Source organism: Clostridium sp. DFI.1.208, from assembly GCF_024463855.1.
In the GTDB taxonomy this organism is placed as follows: Bacteria; Bacillota_I; Bacilli_A; order Erysipelotrichales; family Erysipelotrichaceae; genus Clostridium_AQ.
Genome location: NZ_JANGCA010000005.1, coordinates 51,341 through 71,848 on the forward strand (window position 1 = coordinate 51,341; position 20,508 = coordinate 71,848).

The following is a 20,508-nucleotide window of genomic DNA, read 5'->3' on the forward strand; positions in this document are numbered from 1 at the left end:
TGCACAACATGGCAAAGGCTCGCTGTTTACTTCTGTCTGAATTTTTCCATGAAGCGGTCAATACGTTCGATAGCCTCACGAATGTGGTCAATACTGTAGGCATAGGATACACGAATGAACCCTTCTCCTGCATCACCGAAGGCTGTCCCCGGTACACAGGCAACGCGCTGATCCTCCAGCAGCTGCACACAGAATTCATCACTGGTCAAGCCGGTGCCGCGAATATCCGGGAAGATATAGAAGGCACCATGCGGCAGATGCGTTGGAAGATTGATACGGTTGAAGCCCTTTGTAATAAAGTTTCTTCTTGTCATATAGGATTCCCGCATCTCTGCGACATGTATATCTCCATTACGCAATGCATCTATGGCACCATATTGCGCAGCTGTTGGTGCGGACATGATGATATACTGGTGAATCTTATTCATGGCATCTGTGAAGGTCTTGTTCGCAAGCACATAGCCAAGCCGCCAGCCAGTCATGGCATACGCCTTGGAGAAGCCGCTGATGATGATAACCTGATCCTTGATCTCATCAAAATTGGCAGGAGAACAGAAGGTCCCGTCATAGGTCAGCTCTGCATAGATTTCATCACTAATAACGATAATCTCGTGTTCCTTCAGTATCGGAACAAGCTTTGCATAATCCTCCCTCGTCATGACACCGCCGGTTGGATTACTCGGGAAATTCATCAGAATTGCTTTGGTCTTCGGTGTGATTGCAGCTTTCAGCTTTTCCGGTGTCAGCTTGAACTGATCCTCATGCTCCAGTTTGATATGCACGGGTAGCGCACCGGTAAGCTCAACACTTGGTGTATAGGCTACATAGCTTGGCTCCATCAGGATGACCTCATCCCCCGGATTCACAATGGCACGCATGGCGATATCTATAGCTTCGCTTCCGCCGACCGTTACGATAACGTTATCCACAGGGTCATACTCCAGCTGGAAACGGCGCTTCTGGTAAAGACAGATTTCCTCGCGCAGCTCCAGCAGACCCTGATTTGCTGTATAATGTGTTTTTCCACTCTCAATCGAATAAATAGCAGCCTCACGGATGTGCCATGGTGTATCAAAATCCGGCTCTCCGACACCCAGAGAAATCACACCTTCCATTTCACTGGCGAGGTCAAAATACTTACGTATACCGCTTGGCTTAATGGTTTGTACGTGCTGACTTAAAAATTTTTCGTACATTATGGCGTCACAACCAGTCTTTCACTTGGTTTTTCTTCTTCATCCAGAACGATGCCGTTGATCTTGTACTCCTTCAGCACGAAAAAGGTAGATGTTGAAACGACATTTTCTGTTGTAGCCAGCTTGGCACCGACAAAGTTGGATATCTCCTGCATGGTTCTTCCATAGATGATGACGATAAATTCACTCTTTCCACTCATCAGATACATCGTATCGACCTCCGGATAGCGATAGATGTTCTTAGCGACTCGATCATAACCGAAATCCCGCTCTGGGGTTACATCCACCTCAATCAGAGCCATGACCTTATCCTTGTTGGTCTTCTCCCAGTTAATAATTGTATGGTAACCACAAATGACCTTTTTCTTTTCCAGCTCATTCATGGTGTGGATGACACTTTCCTCATCCTCCAGCAAAACATCCGCCAGATCTCTGGTGGAGTATCTTGCGTTTGTTTCCAGCAATGACAGCAATAATTCTTTTTTCATCCTTTATCACCTCGTATAATACCTATATTTTAAACCGAGATGCTTATGAAGTAAACAAAAAGGTGAAAAGATGATGAATCATCAGGTATCAAGAATACATATGAGATTGCTTCATTTTTCTAATCTGGCCAATATTTTAGAGCGGTATGAAACACTGTTGTCTTAGTTTAGGCATATCACAAAAAGCAATCGGATTAGAGAAATATCTGGGTTACATAGGCCAGTTCTTCCTTTGGGATTTCTGCCACGGATACAGGGAGATGATGAGCGGATACAGAAGTAATCAAATTGAATAAATCAGCATGAAAAATTTCAATATCATGAAGTTCGTTGCATTCCATGATTGGCTCGTCATGAAGCAGACGCTCGATACAAAAGGAATAATGAATGACAAAGCGTGCAATATGGGTTGGTAATATTCGTATGTTCATTTTCTCTTCTAATTCTGAAAGTGTTTCAAACACGCAAATCAGAATATTATCTCTGTATTCTTTATCCAGATTATCATATACGAACTGCTTCGCCATCTGCTTTGCATCCTGAACCGTTTCGATCTCCTGTGAGGATTCATATTCTGCCATTTTACCTATTTGCTGTACCATCAGCTCATGGATAATATCTTTTCCGTTTTCAAATAAAAGCCGTTCTATACCGATAAAAGGGATGTTTTGATAATGCGGATTTACAGTACCTACGATTGCGAGGATATTGTGATAATTGGCATATTCATGAACGTCGGAAACTTCATCTATTGCGATGACATCCACATCCCGTATGTTGTTTTGTATAAGGAAATCATGTAAGAAATCAATGAGCCGTTTGGCGGTTCCTCTTCCCGTTAGACAACTTGTCAGAATGACTTTCCTTGTATCTGTACTCTGCATGGCGTCAATGCTGTAATTGGCTGCGATCGTGTCAGCAATCGTGTCTGCAGACATATTGCTGTACTTTGCCATTTTACACGCTTCAATAACAAGTAACGTCGTTGCCATATCGAGAATACCGACACTAATTCGATATATCTTCTGAATAAATTCCTTCAGTGATTTCAGGGAACCCATATCAACAATGAGTAATACATCGTGAACATCATCAAGCTCATCCAGTTTTTCTCTTACCTTTCCTTCTACCATGCTCACTGTAGAATCCAAAGGCATATTGATTGCAGTGATATTTTCATAATCTAATAACTGAACTGCGACATGGACAAGGCTACTGGCTGTTGTATCACCATGACATAGCACGATAATTTGTATCATGTTTTTCTGATGCTTATTCACAGCATATACATCCGCAAAGCAGGAAAGAACGATGCATTCCGCATAGGAAAGAGGACAATCCACAATGTCGTTTATATAACCAATATGCTTTGTGATGCATTGATATTTCTGATCTGTATGAAAATAATTCTCACACGCATCGTCATGTATCTGAAGACTGTTCATGCTATTTACATATCGAAGGTACTGTGTAATGGCGTTTTCAAAGTCTGCTTGGAAAAAACAGCGCAACTCCTTTTCAAGCGCATATACAAATTGCCCGACATCGCAATCCTTTTTATCAATTTGAGGATATGTTTTATTAAGCTGCCGGAGAAACGCTGCTATATCTTTTTTCAGTAATTTTTTGATTTCATCCAGTGTCAAGCCGCTTTGAACATAGTGAACGATAACCTCTTCAAATCTGGACTGACTCGTAAAGGATGGGGATATGGAGCTGTCATGCTCCTCTCCCTGATGAAAAAACATGATCTCTTCAGTCGTAACGATGGATTCCAGCTCCTGTAACTGTATATTCTCACTGAAATAATGAATCTGCAAATTTCCTGGAAGATGCGTTATGTAGATTCTTATCAAATCATCAATTTTCTCTGTGGAAATATAGTTAAGAAACGCTTTTGCACAGGCAAGGCGTATTGTGTTTTTCAGCTCTCCAATATTTCCATTCATATTAAATGCCAACAACGCAATCATGCAGTTAGAGCGAACAAGTAACGATATGCCAAGATGATTGGCTTCTTCCTGAAAGTAATGCATCATCAGGTTCAGCTTTTCATAAACTGGCCGCTCTGATAAGGAAGGTAATATAATCTGTGTTGGAAAGCGCCTAATAAATGTGGTAAGTAGACTGTCCTTTGGACTGATTGATGTGGCGGTAATGATACGCAGGCTGACATGAAGCGGTTTTGAGGAGTCACCCAGCTTGTAAAAATATCCCTTGTCAATAAGCAGGAATAGCATTTCCTGCCCTTCTGGAGGTAGGCGGTGTACTTCATCAAGAAATAACAGACCGTGATTCGCTTTCATTATGATTCCATCTTCTTCACTTTCCGCCCCGGTGAAGGAACCGCGGCTGTGACCGAACAGCTGGGATAATAACAACTGTGGATTGTTGGCATAATCGGCACAATTAAATATGATAAAGGGAGCATGTTCCTGAATTGTTTTTGTTTCTACGGCATACTGAAACATCAGTTCTGCCAGATAGCTTTTACCGGAACCTGAGGGACCGCTTATGATGGTATTCAAACCGTTGGGAGGATAAATTACGGAGGCTTTGGCAAGCTCCACCACATGCTTTAAACTGCCATCAAAGCCAATCAGCTGTGTAAAGCATTCAGGTTGCTTTGATACACCTGCTGTTTTCAGCCAGTAGCGAACCGGCCGCCCTTCTGATTTTGCCACAATACCTTCCCTGTATAATTCATTCAGATCAGTACTGACGTTATGGCGTGATAGCTGAAGGTGGTCTGCCAAAAAGGAAGTTACAACACTCGCTTCCTCTGTATTAATGGCATATTGTTTTAAGTAGCTTAATATCATTTGTTTACGTCCCATAATACGCCTCTTTTCAATGTTATATATATAGTATACATGATGGTGCTTAAAATTCATATTTTAGTTATAAAATTACCTTATATTTCCTTAAATTATTTTTCAGCTCTGCTTCCTGTTCAGGAGAAGGCATTTGAAATGGCCTTTGACAGACACCGCCCTGTATACCTCTAAGACTGAGATATGCCTTCAACTTTGGTATGGTTGAAATCTCTTTTTTCATAAAGGATGTCAAGTCTGTAATTTCCCGCTGCAATGCATTTGCTTCGTCAAAACGGCCTGCTTTATAGCAATTATAAATGTTAACAAAGTATTCTGGAAAAACAGAAGAGTAACCGGAGATAACGCCGTCACAGCCTAAGGAAAGAGCAAGCGTTGTCAACAGATCTCCACCCTGAATCACAGAAAAGTCATTTGTTTTTATTTTTAGATACTCCTGTGTTCTGGCCATGTTGCCTACACTGTATTTGATACCTGTGATGTTCTTACAGCAGCTTGTGATTTCTTCTGCCATTTCGGTAGTTACATCAATCGTGGAGTACTGTGGAATATTGTACATATAAATCGGGAAGTCTTCTGGCACCTGCTTTGACAGTTCTTTATAGAACGCGATAACCTCATGACGTTTGAATGGCCAGTAGGAAGGCGTTACGGCTCCGATGCCATCTGCTCCCGCTGCATAAGCATGTCTTGCGAGTTCCATAGTATCCTCTGTGCGTACAGCACCGATATGTACAAATACCGGAATACGGCCATTCACCTTGTCAATCACTGTTTTGGCAGCCAATTTGCGCTGTTCTAAACGCAATAGATTCATTTCACCAATACTACCTAATGGATACAGACAGTGGACTCCTTTTTCAATCAGAAATTCAACATAATCCTCAAGTTCTTTGACCAGAACTTCTCCGTTCTCATTGACAGGTGTCAGCATTGCTGTCGTAATTCCATACATTCTTTTCATAATAACCTCCTATAGTTTATTTTCAGGTGTTTTGCCCTGAAATATATCAAGTATATTGTGTGCCGTGCTCAAGCTGATTCGTTCATACGCCTCGCAGGTCTTGCCTCCGCAATGCGGTGTGCAGACAACCCGTTCATGACGGAATAACGGCAGCGGATCTGTTATCGGCTCTATTTCAAAGCAGTCCAGACCGGCTCCCAACAGATGCTGTTCATCCAATGCCTTTTGTAACGCTGTCAAATCAATGAGATTTCCTCTTGCGGTATTGATCAGAATTGAATTCTGCTTCATCATAGATAGGGCTGACTCATTTATAATATGTGAGTGTTCACGGAAGCCTGGAATATGAAGACTAATAACATCGCTGTGTGTGAGCAGTGTATCAACATCTGCATAGATAACGTTACGCTCATCTGCACGCTCTTTGTTGAAATACGGATCATATGCAAGGATATTCACGTGAAAGCCTGCCAGCATTTCTGCAAACTTCTGAGCGATATTTCCAAAGCCATATAGTCCGATGGTCTTTCCATATAGCTCATATTGAAGCTCGCGATCCCAAATTCCTTTCTTAACATGTGTGTTGAATTTGCTAAGATTTTTCACAACGCTCATCAGCAGGGAAAAGGCAAGCTCAGCAACAGACACGGCATTCTGTCCAGCCGCATAGGTGACCGTTATTCCCTTTTTCTTCGCAGCCTCCACATCAATGTTGTCATAGCCGACACCAAACTTTGCAATGATTTTCATCCTGTCTGCTTTTGCAATTACCTCCTTATTCCATGGATCCATTCCTACGATTGCGGCATCATAGGCAGGAACCAGCTTACTCAATTCATCAGCGGTATAGCGATTTCCTGTTGAATTCTCATCAATCTGAAATCCGTTATCCTCCAATAATTTTTTTGCAGATTTACACAGTGTGGAATATCTGCTTGCTGTTACAAGTATTTTTTTCATCATACACCTCCATCATTTAATACCTGAATACTCTCTCTTCCATTTGCTATCAGCTGATTGGTAATCTGCTGCAGAGATAATGAAGTAGAATTGAGAGCCAATGCGGCATCCAGCAGCATGAATAAGTTACATGAGGTTATCACGCTGATGGCATGCGTCTTTGCCATATTCTGAAAATACGGATGAAGAGCAATCTGGTCATACGGAAGAAAAAATAAATATTCCGTATGTTCTTTTAACTGTTGCTGTAGTGTCTTTATCTGCTCTTTATGAATGCACATAATCGTACATGAACCCATAATCATCTGTAGGGTCTCTGCAATATCAAATGCTTCATCACACATGCACACATAATATGATTCTCTTTTCATAATGCACCTCCTCAACGATATCTAGCAATTTTTGTGCCAAGACACTAAGCGTCTGCCGTTTGCATACGCTGATGCTATAGTGTCTTGGCATGCAACTTGCTAGCGTATATGTGAGAGCTGGAAAGGAGGTAAGGATGTGGCCAAAGTACTATTAGTTACCCATAAAACATTCGGGAGAGGTCTTATAAACATTATTTCAAAGAGATTTTCCGATGCGGAGGCATTGATTACGTTTATCGGATTTGATGAAGATGAGGGAAATGAAGATTTGCTGGGGAAAATCAATCTGATAAAAAAGGATGCATATGCAGTATGCTTTGTAGATTTGAAGGGCGGAACACCTGCCAATGCGTGTCTTGCTTCATTTTGGGAAGCCAGTGATATTCCTGTCATCAGCGGTGTTAATGTGGAAATGCTGAGAACAGCAGTAGTATTGATACAGGAAGATTGCTTTGATATGCATGCAGTACAAAGCATACTGCAGTTAGGGAAATCATCAGTTTCAAGTATAGATTTGTAACAGAAAAGAGGAGGAAACTTTTATGAGTTTAACCATGTCGCTTTTACTGGCAGCGATTGCCGGTACCCTGTATATGACACGAAGATTATGCGGGGATATGCTTTTGGAAAGACCAATCGTTGTTTGTCCACTAATTGGTCTAGTGTTAGGGGATTATAAGCTGGGGCTGGAGTTGGGGGCTACCTTTGAACTGATTTTCATGGGGGCGCAGACCATCGGAGGCTCTGTTCCGCCTAATATGGTAGTGGCCAGTGTTCTTGGTACTGTATTTAGTATTACATCAGGCCAGGGAACTGAGGAAGCCCTTTTGGTTGCTATTCCGGCAGGCGTTGTAGCCTCCACCTTCGAGATTTTTGCGAAAACGGCTGTATCTGCAGTGCTCGTTAAATCCGATACATATGCTGCTGCAGGTAATGCAAAAGGAATCGCCGGCATGTTCGCCATCGGTAATCTGATTCATTTCTTCGCATACTTTGTTCCAGTATTTATCGCTATTTATTTTGGTATGGAGGTTGTATCCAATCTAACCGAATCTATTCCTGACAACATCATGAGCGGAATCAAGGCAGTCGGTAATACCCTTCCTGCCATCGGCTTTGCAATGCTTCTAAACAGTCTGGGAGACAGTAAACTTATGCCGTTTTTCTTTCTTGGCTTTCTCATTGTTTCCTATCTTCCGGCATTCAACGTTATCGGCGTCGCTGCCATCGGTGCAATTGCCGGCTTGCTATATGTATTTAAATCGAAGGATGAATCTTCGGATTCGTTTATATAGACGGAGGTAACCTATGGAAAAGATAGTAGAAAAGAAAGACTTAAGAAAATTGTTTTGGAGATCCTTTTGCATACAGGGAGCTTACAGCTTTGAGCGTATGGCAGGCTTTGGCTTCTCCTTCGGGATGCTGCCACTGATAGAGAAGCTTTATCCTGACAGAGAACAGCGTGCGGAAGCCTTACAGCGTCATTCTGAATTTTTCAACAGCCATTCATGGCTGACCAGCTTTATTATGGGAATCGTTGCTTCTATGGAAGAAAAAAATGCAAACAACCCGGAAGAGGATAACGGGGATTCTATTTCTGCGATAAAAAGCGGACTGATGGGACCACTGGCAGGAATTGGTGATTCTGTTTTCTGGGGAACATTGCGTCCGATCTGTGCTGGTATTGCCGTATCTCTGGCGAAGGAAGGAAACATCTTCGCCCCGCTGCTGTTTCTGGTTATGGCGAATATCGTTCATATTACGATACGTTATAAAGGCGTATTCCTCGGATATGATATGGCAGAAAGCTTCATGGAGGGAATGGAGTCATTACAGATTAAAAAATGGATGAAGGTTGCAACAATATTAGGCCTAATGGTCGTGGGAGCACTTGTTGGTTCTTGGCTGAATGTGACAACACCGTTTGTATATACGGTGGGAGAATCTTCCATTGAGCTACAGTCTATGCTGGATGGCATCATACCGAAAATCATTCCCTTGGGAATCACATTGCTGTTATTCTATTTTGTCAGAAAAGGCAAAAATATAAATATGATCATGCTGATCATGGTATTGATTTCATTCCTGCTTGGATTTGCAGGTATTATTCAATAAAGGAGGGGTTTTTATGTCAGTCGTATTGATTAGAGTAGATGACCGGTTGATTCATGGTCAGGTAGTTGTGGGATGGACACGCACGGTGAATGGTTCCTATATTCTTGTCATCGATGATGCTGTTGCAAAGGATTCAATGCAGAAGTCACTGCTGAAGCTGGCGACACCCACCGGGGTGAAGTCTGAAATTCTAAGCGTTGCTGATGGTGTGGAAAACTTAAAAAGCGACAAGTATCATGCTGAAAATTTGATTATTCTTGTAAAAGGACCAGATACAATCAGACGCTTACTTAAAATGGGGATTCATATCTCAGCTTTAAACATTGGGAATATTCGCAAGAATGCACAGCGGAAGCCGATTTTAAAGGGCTTGAATGCGTCAGATGAAGAGATAGCAGTGTGGAAAACACTGGATGAAATGGGTGTGCGTATGGTGGCTCAGGGATTCCCAGATCAAAAGAAATATGATTTCAATGAAATATTGAAGACACTTTAAGTGATATAGGACCTGAATTAAAGTCAGGTCTTTTTTGATGATAGCTTTTCCATATATTTGATTTATATTAAGTATCTAGAGGATTATCTTTTTCGTCTAGAGATGAAATGTTATAATGAATTTGATCGTTTTACATATGAAGGAGATAGCTTATGGATGAGAGGGAACAGCTGTGCAAAAATCTGGATGAGCTGCTGGAGACTTACGGTGACATGGTGTATCGGGTTGCCCTGCAGAATATGGGAAATGTCGCAGATGCACAGGACGCTGCACAGGATGTCTTTCTGCGTATTCTGACACAACAGCCGCAGTTTACATCGAAAACACATGAAAAGGCCTGGATTTTGCGGGTTACCATCAATATATGCAAGGATCACTGGAAATACCAGCGGCTCCGTACAACCGTGGAGCTGAATGAAAATCTGGCAGGCAGTAAGGAGAGCACGAATTTTGGACTGCTGTATGAGGTGATGAAGCTGCCTGTAAAGTATCGTAATGTGATCTATTTGTTTTATTATGAAGAGCTCAGTGTTGCCATGATTGCCGATATTCTGCAAACGAAAGAGGCAACGATTCTGACATGGCTGCACCGGGCGAGGAAGCAGCTGAAAAGCAGACTGGAAGAGGGTGAGTTTAAGTGAAAAAATATCGCGAGGAGCTGAATCAGATTCATATGAGCGAGGAGCTGAAGCAAAGAATACGCAGGGCTGCCATACAGCAGGAGCAGCCGATTCACCGCAAGCATTGGAAGACGCGCTTTGTCTATGGCTGTACAGCCCTGTGTGCAGTAATTGCAGTCTGCTTCGGTTTATATTACAGAAACACTTCACAACCGCCAAAAAAGACTGCACAGGTTGCGAGCAGCATAGAGAAAAATGAAGGAAAAGCTGATGCTGAAATTGGCTCCGTTCAGGAACAGGCAAAGGAAAGCAAAACCGGCTCAGCACAAAATCAGGAGGTGCCGGTGGAATCGTATTATCCGCAAACCCATCCGTATATGGGCAGTACGGGTGAGGCTGATCGGATTTCGCCACAAAAGAAAATAGTAAAAGCGATGCCATATGAGAATGATCATCTGGATGTAAAGGGAGCTTTGCCTGTATTCAAAAAGCAGTATGGTGATGGACCATCCTTAACTTCCATTCCGGAAAAAGACCTGAAGGAACAGGAAAAGAAAGCGGAAAAGCTGTTTCAGGCTCTGAAGAAAAAGACATCCAAAAGTATTCAGATTACAGATATCATGGCAGATGTAAACGGGGAGCTGCGCCTGATTCTGAAAACGGATAAGAAGGGAGGGACAAGAACGCAGCAGCACGAGATAGCAGAGGAGCTGCTTAAAATATATCCCGAGCTGTTCACCTTCCAAGACGCAGATATCCAAACCCGCTGTTATACGAGTATGGGCAGTGGTATAATGGCTTGCCAAACGGATATTTACAAGGCTGAGGACGATGGTAAGCAGGGCTTGCTGAATCAGGTAACGGCAGGAGCTGTGCTGACGGATGCGGGCGATGGTGTGTATTATTTGAGCCTTCCTTACAATACGTATGAAAAGCAGCTGCAGGAATTTACTATCATGAGCAGTGGTGAAGCAGAGCAGGTGTTAAATCAGAGAGGCTATTACAGCACGCTGCCGCCCTCTGAAATTTCTGTGGATCAGCTGGAAATACTGCATGTAGAGCTTACCTATGGAGGAGGAGAGGATATGTATGCCTCCTATCTGCCATACGTTATACCGATATATCGCTTCTATACATGGGATACGAACAGACTGCGACCGGTTTTATTGGAAGTGCCTGCACTGTACCCGCAGGATTTACGTGAGCTCAAGGAAAATACATGGTATTTCACACAGTGAATCCAAACGCTGTATAGGAAAATAAAAATGCGGAAGGTTTCAGGTACAATAGAAAGTCAAGGAAAGCGGTAGATTATGTAAAGGAAACGATGGCACAAAGAACAGAAATCGCTGTAAAGAAAGGAATACTATGAAAAAAATTGGAATTATCTGTGCAGGGGATACAGAGCTGGCAGCATTTTTCCCTTATTTAAAAGAGGATGAGGTGATAGAGAAAGCAATGCTGAGCTTTCACTGCGGACAGATTCACACAGTGCATGTGGTTCTGTTATACAGCGGCGTTTGCAAGGTGAATGCAGCAATCGCAGCCCAGCTGTTGATTGATCGGTTTGCAGTGGACTGCATCCTCAACGCAGGAACAGCAGGGGGAATACAGGAGCAGGTACAGCTCTTTGATACTGTGATATCTGAGCGTATCGCCTATCATGATGTGGCACGCGATCTACTGACAGAGTTTCATCCATGGATGGATTGTGAATATTTTTATGCGGATAAAAAGCTTCTGCGTATAGCTCAGGATTATAGGAAAACCGCAAAGAGCCCCATTTTGTTTGGAACGATGGTAAGCGGCGAGCAATTCGTGACAGATGATAACAGAGCGCATATTTTAGAAATATTTGCTCCTCTATGTACCGATATGGAAACGGCGGCCATTGCACATGTCTGCTTAGTGAATCAGCTTCCATTTCTTGCTATACGCACGATAACCGATACAGCTGAGCATAAAGGAGTGGAGGAATTCGAGAAGAACTGTGAAGCAGCCTCTGCAATCGCAGCTAAGATAACCTGTGATTTGCTGCCACTCTTTGCTGCGACATGATAACACAGAGTAAAGCAGTGCTGCCGTCTTAATTTTTACTCACAGGGATAAATGAGGGGAGAGCTATTTCGTACAGGCTCTCCTCCAGAACAGGCTTTTCGTTTCTTCAAAACGAAGGCCTTTTTCCTGCGTATATTTACACCAGCATTTTTGAACATATGCAAAATACCGCGGATAACCCCCTGCTCTGTGCGGATTGCGGAATAAATATGAGAAGAAAACGACCAATTATGGAAAAATATGTTGAAAAATTCTCAAAAGGTTGTAAAATTAAGTTAGGAATCCCCTTACATTTTAAAGAAATAGGAATAATTCGGCAGATAACCATCATACACTGGATATGAAGGTGCATCTGTATCTCATATAGACATACATAGTTCATTTTATCTTCAAATGTAAAATACGACAGGGAAAGGAGGAGAGAACTATGGCTATTTATGATATTTTATGTGAAGTAAAAGACGTAAGAGAAGCAGATACCGGTATCTGTGAATTCAATGGTTTCCTAGAAGATTATCTTTCCATCATAGAAACAGCAGAAGGAAAAGAGGACGATTACACTATCCTTTCGCAGCTCTTTGAAAAGGATCATAATCTGAAAATCTGCGCAAATCTGAGGCTGAACATCAACAAGGATGCAATCGCCAATCAGATTATACGCTACAAGGATTCATTTAAACTGCCGAAGGGAACAATCAAATGTCCGTATGTTGTATATGGAAGCTTTGATGAACACCAGAAGGCAATTATTCTTACATTGGGAGATAAAGAGGAATATGTGATGGCAAAGGCGCTGTATTATGTCATGAGCGAACCGGAAAATGAATATGAAGGAACGCGGAACGAGATTATCGCCTTGAGTGTGAACGGGGAAAGTGTCGATACCCTGCTGGATACGGTGGACAGCTTTTTCGAGAGAAACCGCAAGGCCGGAATCGTACAAAGAGAGCTTGATGCAAAGCTGTTCCTGAACTATGATGAAATGTATGAACTGGCTCAGAAGATTGCGAGCTATCAGCTGGTAAATCTGAGGGACATTCTTGCGAAATGCGATGATAAGGAAGAATGTATCAACAACATTATCGCAAACTGGTTCCTGCTGAAGAAATTCTCCTATGTTCAGTACATGATGGATAAGAACAATCTGAACAGGGTGCATGAAGGAAATGTTAAAAAACAGCGGCAGGTGGCAAAGGAAAAATGCGATGCCATTGGCTTTGTTTCCTACAGCGAGCTGTGGAAGCTGGTTAAGGAATTGAGATAAGAAACCGAGAGGTTTCTTTCTTTTGCATGTCATACACAAACAGGCGTATAATAGATATGATTGTGAGGTGACAGTATGAAATATTGTTATGAATGCGGACAGAAGCTGCGTATGAAGGAGCTGGAGCATGAAGGTATGATTCCCTTTTGTGACTCCTGTCGTAAATTTCGCTTTCCTATCTTCTCAACAGCGATTTCCATGGTCACACTGAATCCGCAGCAGGATAAAATTCTGATGATTCAGCAATATGGTAAGCCCAACAATATCCTGGTCGCAGGCTACGTCAATAAGGAGGAATGTGCAGAGGACGCACTGATGAGAGAAATGGAGGAGGAAATCGGCAGGAAAGTCATGCAGTACCGCTTTCTGCGCAGTGAATATTTTCCGAAGACCAATACACTGATTTTTAACTTTGCCGTTGTGATCGATAGTGAAAGACTGGATGCCGTAAGCACATGGGAGGTGGATCAGGCTGCCTGGTTTACCTTTGATAAGGCAAGGGCTGCGGTAAAGCCGGCTTCCCTGGCACAGCGCTTCCTATTGAATTTTCTATCGGTTTATGAACGCGATGGGGAGCATTTCTTTTTCAATCATTGAATCGCATAGGAAGAGGAGGATCGTTCCTTCTTTTTTGTATACTGTTTTATCCTGTATTGCATTTCAGGAAACTAAAATGCGTTAAAAAAAGCAGAAATCGATGATGACTTCTGCTATCTTGACTGTTATTGCTTTAAAATATCCTGCATGCGCCTATATAGGATAGGACCGTCAAAGCCGAAGGTCTTCTTACCATTCATCTCCATGCGCTCCTCAACCTCCAGCTGCTGGGGACCTGTGGTTTCCCGAAGGATAAATTTCAGTACCGGCGAAAACATGCTTTCACTGCTCCCTGTAAAAATACCGTCGTGCTCTTCATAGAGCATCGGGGTGAATTTTTCACTCTTTTTCAGGTGCAGGTAATCCAGCGTGAGATCCGGATTCGCAGCGGTAAAGGTTTCCTTTGTATAGCCTTCCGGCATATCATAGGATGTCAGAACCACACGTCCTTCCTCATTTAGTGTAAAGAGAAACAGATGCGGCTGTGCATTCGTACTTCCGTTTTGCGTGTAATAGCTTTCTTCCAAGAGGAAATAGCCGTTAAAATTCTTCGGCAGATTTGCAATACGCGCATTCACTACGGTATTGATATGATGTGCGTAAGGGTGAGTGATTTCCCCGGCATCATGCTGTTCGCGGATTTGTTGGGAGTTATCAAATTCTCCGCTCATGCAGGATAGAAATCTCTGTAATGTGTCCATAATCATTCCTTCTTTCAAAATAACAGTATACCCTTTGCGACACAACGTCAATCCTTCTGACGATAATCACAAGATATCACACAGCGGCTTTACACTTCAACATCAACGATACGCTCCTCCACATATTCCGGCAGAAAGCGCCCGTTTGTAAGCTCGGCTATGGCGGCATCCAGAGGCTCTGCACACATCCAGCGGTAGATAACCAGTTCTTTGTAGTCCTTGTCCAATAGCTCGACTTCCTTTTGTCGGAAGAAATAATCCAGCTTGCCGATCAGCTCATAGCTGAAGGTCATGGAATACACCAGACGTTTTTGCTTCTGTGTAATCACAGCATGCTCCAGCGCATTGGAAACACTCTTGGAGTAAGCACGAATCAGCCCACCGGCTCCCAGCTTGATACCGCCAAAATACCGGACGGTTACCGCAACGATATCCTGCATCTGACGATTTGCCAGACACTCCAGCATGGGAACACCAGCTGTCCCCTGCGGTTCTCCGTCATCATTGCTTCGCTGCAGCTCGTTCTGTTCGCCGATGATAAAGGCATAGCAGTGATGCCTTGCATTCGGATGAAGCTTTTTGATCTGCTGTATAAAATCCTTGGCATCCGCTTCGGAAAAGCTCTTATGCAGATAACAGAGAAATCTGCTTTTCTTGATTTCCAGCTCTGCCATGGAATCATCTTTTATTCTGTACATACTATCACCTATGCTTATTATAGCGGATAAAGGAGTGAAAGAAAAGCCGGTTTGAGAAACAAGCGTTTTCAATCATTCCGGCTTCAATTCTATAAACTTTACCTCTCCCGGATCAAATTCCAGCGGTATATTCTGGAAGCTGTCCATCGTGATATCATGGGTAAACGGGTCTTTTGTGGAAAAAATCTGTTGGATGCAACGCAGGGCGAACGGCAGCTCGCATATCATGTTCTCTGTATGTATATGCAGCTGTACACTGTCATGCACATTGGTATTGCATACCACCAGCAGTGCTTTGTCACTGCTTATGTAGGTGAAGCCGATACCATAATCCCTTGGTGAATCAAACCATACGGGAATGCAGGCATTTGGATCTGTAACAGCTGTTTGATAGGCTTTTCGTATGGCACTTGTCTTCTCGAGGAGCGTGGGAAAGATTGGAAGATTCGGATTGCGGTAATCAAACCAGTATTCATCCAGATATGCCTGTCTGCGATGCCGGGGATCCTCTTTTGGCAGCATATTCAGATAGCTGGGATCTCCGTATTCACTCAGCTGCATTGGCTGAACCTCAAAGGCTTCCACTCCGTTCATCATAAACGGAATACCATTGGGCAGAAACTGATTCATCACCGTCAGCATAATCGCAGCGGTATTTCCCTCCACACTGGCGATGCGACGGGAATCATAGGACTCACAGGCCGCAAGCATCGGGCATGCGTTTCCCTTCAGACGATAGCTGAAGCTGTGGAATTTAAAATTCCATAAATCGCTTTCCTCATAGGCTCCGCTGCCGGATATGGCATCATAGCCCTTGTTCAGCCATAGCGGACTGTTGTCGCTCACAGTATCCTCGGCAATCATGACAAAGGCTTTATCGTGCTTTCTTGCTGCTTTTGCCATGGCTCTTTGCAGCTTTTCCGGAAGCAGATACGGCTTTTCCAGATAAATGCCGTCTATACCAAGCTCCTGCTGATACCAGAGAATGGTTTCACACAGGTAATCCCACAGCACTGTCATCGGCTTTCTTGCCGGATGGAGGTCATAGCGGATAATATCCTGCGTCAGGTATGGCTTGGCCTTTGCTCTTATATCCTTAGGTACCTGAGCGTGAATATCCTCATACATGCGCCATATGGTTGTGTCCTGCTCGGCAGGGATACCGGCATTGATCTGATCCACCATGGATGGGGCAATCGTTGTATGCAGAGCTCTTTCGATTTCTCTTAAATTTTCAAACGTTTGTAAAGCGGCAGGAGCCTCCTGAAACAAAGCGATATGCTGCTGTACTTCCTCACTCCGGTAAAAATCCTTCAAGGCATAGGTAAAGGGAAGGGTATTCTGGGGGAGTGCATTGCAGCGTGGTGGGTGATATGCGGTTTGCTGATCGCTGTCATACCAGAAAAACCATTCCGGATGTTCCTTATAATAGCTGTTTTCTCTTGCCAGCTTACCGGGACAGTATTCCAGAATCACACGGAATCCCAGCAGATGGCATGCCTCGAAAAAGGCGGCACATTGTTCCTTGGCATCCAGCTTGTTGACTAGCTTATCCTGCAGCAGCGGGTCAATGCTGCGAAAGTCCGTAACAGCCTCCTTGACCGGATAATCCTGAGCATTCTGTGTTTTGCAGAGCGGGAAAATCTGATGCAGCAGTATGGTATTGATACCCATGCGCTTTAACAGCGGCAGCAGCAGGATACTTTTCAGGAAGGTGCCGTTATCGTTGAGATGGTAGAGATTATCACTCACCAGACGGTCGTCGCGGTCATGATCCCAGGCAGTTGCTGTGCGGACCATGAGAGAATACACACTGGCTTGCTTTAGCCAGGCTCTTTTATCAGAGGGTTTCTCTGTCGCAGACTGTGGCTGTTTCCAGTTTCCATCCGTATCCTTCAGAATGTTGCGCAGGGTGAAAAGATAAAATTCATACGGATGTACAAGCAGCTCCTTGCTGCGTATGCTTTTCGCCGGACGATAGCCATACAGATTCCAGGACTGCGGAATTGCATAATTGTAGATTTCCTTCGCATGGCTTTGGCACTGCTTTTCCAGCTCCTCATATAAGCGTTTTAAATAGTTCATGTGAAAACCCCCTTATACGTATAGTATTCTATACGTGGCGAAAAATGTCAATCGTTAATTGAGAAAAGAAAGCGATTTCGACACTTTTTTCAGCGTGTTATTTTTATACTTGCATCACGAGGAGGATGCATATGAAGAAGCTTCTGTTGTGCTTACTGGTACTGCTGATGCAGGGCTGCAGCGGTGCTGCTTCACAGCCTGCGGATATCCATATGAAGGAAGAGCAATATGAAATCGAACAGGGGGCACGCCTGGATATCTATCTGCCGGATGAAGGTTTATCCAATGCTTTGGAAGCACTGTGGAATAGGACCTATCCCGCATATCGCAATGCATTGCATTTTTCACAAAAGGACAACTCTTTGCAGGCTCACGATCTGGTGTGGATAAAGGATACGGATGCATTGGATGAGGCTACATCTGCCTATCCGCTAACCGGCATTGTGCAGCATCTGGAATATCCATGGCCTTTTAAGCTTGCGCGAACAGCACGAAGGGACAGCTTTTTTCCCGTGAGCGGGAAGGGACTGATCTTTGTTTACAATACATATACCGCGAGGCAGCGGGGACTGTCAGAGCGTGATTTTGATGATTTCAAAAACCTTGCAGGAAAGAAGGATGTATATTATCAGAATCGCACTCTTCCGTATACCATTCCCTTTTTCTTTGATCGAGGGGACGCAGAAAATACGGCGGTATCGATGAAAACCGTTGTACAGAATCCGGAGTTCAAAAAGCGGCTGCACCGCTATCGCAGCTTTCATGCAAGACTGGATTTACATGACGATACACTGGATGATGAAGCGTTTTATGAGGATGATCGCTATGTGAGCGGGCTTGTCATGAACGATACAAGCTTTGACAGCTCCAAGGCCTATGCCGATATGCATCTGCAGTTTGCACCTATGCCATCCCTTGAAGATGAGCAGCTGCGGCCTGTTCTGGATGTATACGGCTTCATGGCCAATCAAAGCACCCGCTATCCCAATGCTGTCTTTGCCTTTCTGCAGCTGGTACGCTCGCAGGCCGGTATGGACGTATTGCTGGAGAACAATCTGCGTCCGCTGGTACAGCGTGAGGATGTGGAGAAGCTTGGAATCTATGATACGTATGTTAAGCAGATTCTGTGTGCGATGAGTGAATCACAGCTGAGGAACACCTCCTACATCAAGGAAAAATCTTCGATTTCAATACTGGAGCTGTATGAAAAAAGCAATTTGCTGTCTTTGCTGCAAAACAGCCTGTATACAAAAGAAAATGACTCTCATGTACAGAAAGTCATTCATCAGGATATTACACACTGGATACTGACGCAGTAATCAGTGTGTTTTTAGTTTACTGCGGATGTATAGGAAAAGAAGTAGTGGAAGAGCTGCTGGAAGAAGGCTGTAATAGCCGGCTGCAGTATTGTTTACGAAGAAATAGACACAGCATATAAGGGAGAATAGGAACCCCCATATACAGCTAATCTGTAATGTGGCAGGAGTGTCCTTTGTATGAACAAAGAGAAAGGACTTTTTATAATTCTCTCGATATTCCTCACTGCTCGCATATTTATGATAATGCGATACGGTATATCCCACAGCCACAAGGACTAAGACCATGACCGAGTTTAAGTGGAAATATACACTGATGATATAAAGCGGCAGATACCATAACAGCTCCAGCCAGGATAATGATCGTTTCATAGCTTACCTCCATAGTACCCGGTTATTATAGCACAGTTATGGCTGTACAGCTATGCAGGAATTGCGATTAGCTAGTGGATTATTTCGATGACGGGTTCGATGCAGTTACGTCAGATATAGAGGGGATGTATCTGAAATCATCGCTATCAATGAGGGAAGATGGCAGATCGAAGAATGCTTCAGAACAATGAAAACGAACTTTGGAGCACGACCTGTATACCTGCGGAGAGAACACAGGATTAAGACCCATTTCCTAATCTGCTTTCTGGCATTGCTTAGGATTCTGGAAATGAAACTGGACAAGAAATATACAATAAAGAACATCATAGATTCGCTGATAAGAATGGATGTATGTGCATTTGACGCATATGGCTACATTCCAGTTTATAAACGGATGATTTTCATGTACTATTTGGTTTCCATACAGATACTCAGATTATCAAGAAAGCTAAGATGAGAAGTATCATTCATCAGTCTAAGGCTGCAAATAAATTACGATATTCACCTGCAAAACAAAAAACGCAAGAAAACCCCTTAATTAAAGGGTTTTCTTGCGTTATTTCTTTCTTAAACTGTCAAAGACGGGGGGCAAAGATGTGATGTGAACAAGAAAGCATCCTATTGAAAACAGCGAAAAAACGGATCATCCCTGACCCGCTTCTTTCGTATAGAATTTACAAGCTGCGCAATGCGTCAACCAGCTCGGTTTTCTCTGTGGCTTTTGCGTCCTTTTCCTTGATGACGCGTGCCGGACATCCTGCGACCACACTGTTGGCAGGGACATCCTCGATCACTACGGCACCTGCTGCGACCACGGCATTCCTTCCGATGTGTACACCCTCGATCACTACGGCATTCGCACCGATCAATACATCATCCTCCACAATGACAGGGGTCGCGCTTGCCGGTTCGATAACACCCGCAAGAACCGCACCGGCACCGATGTGACAGTGCTTTCCAACCGTCGCTCTGCCGCCCAGAACAGCACCCATATCAATCATGGTACCTTCCCCGATGATGGCACCGATATTGATGATAGCCCCCATCATGATAACCGCATTATCTCCGATTTCCACCTGATCGCGTATGCATGCGCCCGGTTCAATTCGTGCATTGATATATTTTTTATCCAGCAGCGGTACTGCGGAATTGCGGCAGTCATTTTCCACAACCATGTCCTCAATACTTTCCGCATTCTCTTTCAGGATTGGCTCAATGATTTTCCAATCACCGAATATGACCTTGCTGTCTGTCCCGAATACCTTACAGTCCGGGAAAGCAATCGGCTTTTTTTCCTTCAGATACACCTTTACCGGTGTCTTTTTTTCTGCGTTTTGTATAAATGCGATGATTTCCTTAGCGTTCATAGCTTC

The 20,508-nt window shown here is 43.6% G+C and carries 22 protein-coding genes; 11 read left to right on the forward strand and 11 right to left on the reverse strand.

Features of this window, described 5'->3' with window-relative positions:
• Positions 1 to 26: 26 nt before the first annotated feature.
• From NE665_RS03905 to NE665_RS03930, 6 genes are all read right to left on the reverse strand, one after another.
• Positions 27 to 1,199 carry an aminotransferase class I/II-fold pyridoxal phosphate-dependent enzyme gene (locus NE665_RS03905; protein WP_347285917.1) on the reverse strand — a complete coding sequence of 391 codons (1,173 nt, stop codon included), beginning with the start codon at positions 1,197 to 1,199 and terminating at the stop codon, positions 27 to 29.
• Complete coding sequence (locus tag NE665_RS03910; protein WP_117441704.1) at positions 1,196 to 1,684, reverse strand: Lrp/AsnC family transcriptional regulator; 489 nt, start codon at positions 1,682 to 1,684, stop codon at positions 1,196 to 1,198. Before NE665_RS03910 ends, NE665_RS03905 begins: the two co-directional genes overlap by 4 nt.
• Positions 1,685 to 1,878: 194 nt before the next feature.
• A complete protein-coding gene (locus tag NE665_RS03915) occupies positions 1,879 to 4,521 on the reverse strand; it encodes a sigma 54-interacting transcriptional regulator (protein ID WP_178759821.1) in 2,643 nt (880 codons plus the stop codon).
• 64 nt (positions 4,522 to 4,585) lie between these two features.
• Positions 4,586 to 5,482 carry a dihydrodipicolinate synthase family protein gene (locus tag NE665_RS03920; RefSeq protein WP_178759822.1) on the reverse strand — a complete coding sequence of 299 codons (897 nt, stop codon included), beginning with the start codon at positions 5,480 to 5,482 and terminating at the stop codon, positions 4,586 to 4,588.
• Between the two features lie 9 nt (positions 5,483 to 5,491).
• Positions 5,492 to 6,442: a phosphoglycerate dehydrogenase gene (locus NE665_RS03925; protein ID WP_178759823.1), complete on the reverse strand. Its 951-nt coding sequence runs from the start codon at positions 6,440 to 6,442 to the stop codon at positions 5,492 to 5,494.
• Positions 6,442 to 6,813, reverse strand: a complete 372-nt coding sequence (locus tag NE665_RS03930; RefSeq protein WP_178759824.1) for a hypothetical protein — start codon at positions 6,811 to 6,813, stop codon at positions 6,442 to 6,444. Before NE665_RS03930 ends, NE665_RS03925 begins: the two co-directional genes overlap by 1 nt.
• A gap of 136 nt (positions 6,814 to 6,949) precedes the next feature.
• On the opposite strand from NE665_RS03930, the gene NE665_RS03935 reads away from it, so the two are divergent.
• From NE665_RS03935 to NE665_RS03975, 9 genes are all read left to right on the forward strand, one after another.
• Positions 6,950 to 7,333: a hypothetical protein gene (locus NE665_RS03935; RefSeq protein ID WP_178759825.1), complete on the forward strand. Its 384-nt coding sequence runs from the start codon at positions 6,950 to 6,952 to the stop codon at positions 7,331 to 7,333.
• Positions 7,334 to 7,355: 22 nt separating this feature from the next.
• Complete coding sequence (locus NE665_RS03940) at positions 7,356 to 8,108, forward strand: PTS sugar transporter subunit IIC (protein WP_178759826.1); 753 nt, start codon at positions 7,356 to 7,358, stop codon at positions 8,106 to 8,108.
• 13 nt (positions 8,109 to 8,121) lie between these two features.
• Positions 8,122 to 8,928: a PTS system mannose/fructose/sorbose family transporter subunit IID gene (locus NE665_RS03945; protein WP_178759827.1), complete on the forward strand. Its 807-nt coding sequence runs from the start codon at positions 8,122 to 8,124 to the stop codon at positions 8,926 to 8,928.
• Positions 8,929 to 8,941: 13 nt separating this feature from the next.
• Positions 8,942 to 9,424: a PTS sugar transporter subunit IIB gene (locus NE665_RS03950; RefSeq protein WP_178759828.1), complete on the forward strand. Its 483-nt coding sequence runs from the start codon at positions 8,942 to 8,944 to the stop codon at positions 9,422 to 9,424.
• 152 nt (positions 9,425 to 9,576) lie between these two features.
• Positions 9,577 to 10,065 carry a sigma-70 family RNA polymerase sigma factor gene (locus NE665_RS03955; RefSeq protein WP_178759829.1) on the forward strand — a complete coding sequence of 163 codons (489 nt, stop codon included), beginning with the start codon at positions 9,577 to 9,579 and terminating at the stop codon, positions 10,063 to 10,065.
• Positions 10,062 to 11,282 (forward strand): hypothetical protein, encoded by a 1,221-nt coding sequence (locus tag NE665_RS03960; RefSeq protein ID WP_178759830.1) that lies wholly within the window; start codon positions 10,062 to 10,064, stop codon positions 11,280 to 11,282. Before NE665_RS03955 ends, NE665_RS03960 begins: the two co-directional genes overlap by 4 nt.
• 130 nt (positions 11,283 to 11,412) lie before the next feature.
• Positions 11,413 to 12,102, forward strand: a complete 690-nt coding sequence (gene mtnN, locus NE665_RS03965) for a 5'-methylthioadenosine/S-adenosylhomocysteine nucleosidase (protein WP_117442814.1) — start codon at positions 11,413 to 11,415, stop codon at positions 12,100 to 12,102.
• A gap of 427 nt (positions 12,103 to 12,529) precedes the next feature.
• Entirely contained in the window at positions 12,530 to 13,366 is an 837-nt protein-coding gene (locus NE665_RS03970; protein ID WP_117442815.1) for a hypothetical protein, read from the forward strand.
• Between the two features lie 75 nt (positions 13,367 to 13,441).
• Complete coding sequence (locus NE665_RS03975; RefSeq protein ID WP_117442816.1) at positions 13,442 to 13,963, forward strand: NUDIX domain-containing protein; 522 nt, start codon at positions 13,442 to 13,444, stop codon at positions 13,961 to 13,963.
• A gap of 125 nt (positions 13,964 to 14,088) precedes the next feature.
• Here NE665_RS03975 and NE665_RS03980 read toward each other — a convergent pair whose 3' ends face one another.
• The 3 genes from NE665_RS03980 to NE665_RS03990 form a co-directional block, all read right to left on the reverse strand.
• A complete protein-coding gene (locus tag NE665_RS03980) occupies positions 14,089 to 14,664 on the reverse strand; it encodes a hypothetical protein (RefSeq protein WP_117442817.1) in 576 nt (191 codons plus the stop codon).
• 89 nt (positions 14,665 to 14,753) lie between these two features.
• Positions 14,754 to 15,362, reverse strand: coding sequence for a YigZ family protein (locus NE665_RS03985; protein ID WP_117442818.1), 609 nt, complete (start codon positions 15,360 to 15,362; stop codon positions 14,754 to 14,756).
• A 72-nt stretch (positions 15,363 to 15,434) separates the two neighbouring features.
• Positions 15,435 to 17,447: a maltodextrin glycosyltransferase gene (locus tag NE665_RS03990; protein WP_117442819.1), complete on the reverse strand. Its 2,013-nt coding sequence runs from the start codon at positions 17,445 to 17,447 to the stop codon at positions 15,435 to 15,437.
• Positions 17,448 to 17,578: 131 nt separating this feature from the next.
• Here NE665_RS03990 and NE665_RS03995 point away from each other — a divergent pair, with 131 nt between their 5' ends.
• On the forward strand, positions 17,579 to 18,766 hold the full coding sequence (locus NE665_RS03995; protein WP_117442820.1) for a hypothetical protein: 1,188 nt from the start codon (positions 17,579 to 17,581) through the stop codon (positions 18,764 to 18,766).
• On the opposite strand, the gene NE665_RS04000 is transcribed toward NE665_RS03995, so the two are convergent.
• Positions 18,767 to 19,135, reverse strand: coding sequence for a hypothetical protein (locus NE665_RS04000; RefSeq protein WP_117442821.1), 369 nt, complete (start codon positions 19,133 to 19,135; stop codon positions 18,767 to 18,769).
• Positions 19,136 to 19,301: 166 nt separating this feature from the next.
• Between NE665_RS04000 and NE665_RS04005 the strand changes: the two genes are divergently transcribed.
• Entirely contained in the window at positions 19,302 to 19,592 is a 291-nt protein-coding gene (locus tag NE665_RS04005; protein WP_233104549.1) for a hypothetical protein, read from the forward strand.
• A 217-nt stretch (positions 19,593 to 19,809) separates the two neighbouring features.
• On the opposite strand, the gene dapD is transcribed toward NE665_RS04005, so the two are convergent.
• Entirely contained in the window at positions 19,810 to 20,502 is a 693-nt protein-coding gene (dapD, locus tag NE665_RS04010) for a 2,3,4,5-tetrahydropyridine-2,6-dicarboxylate N-acetyltransferase (protein ID WP_117442822.1), read from the reverse strand.
• Positions 20,503 to 20,508 lie beyond the last annotated feature (6 nt).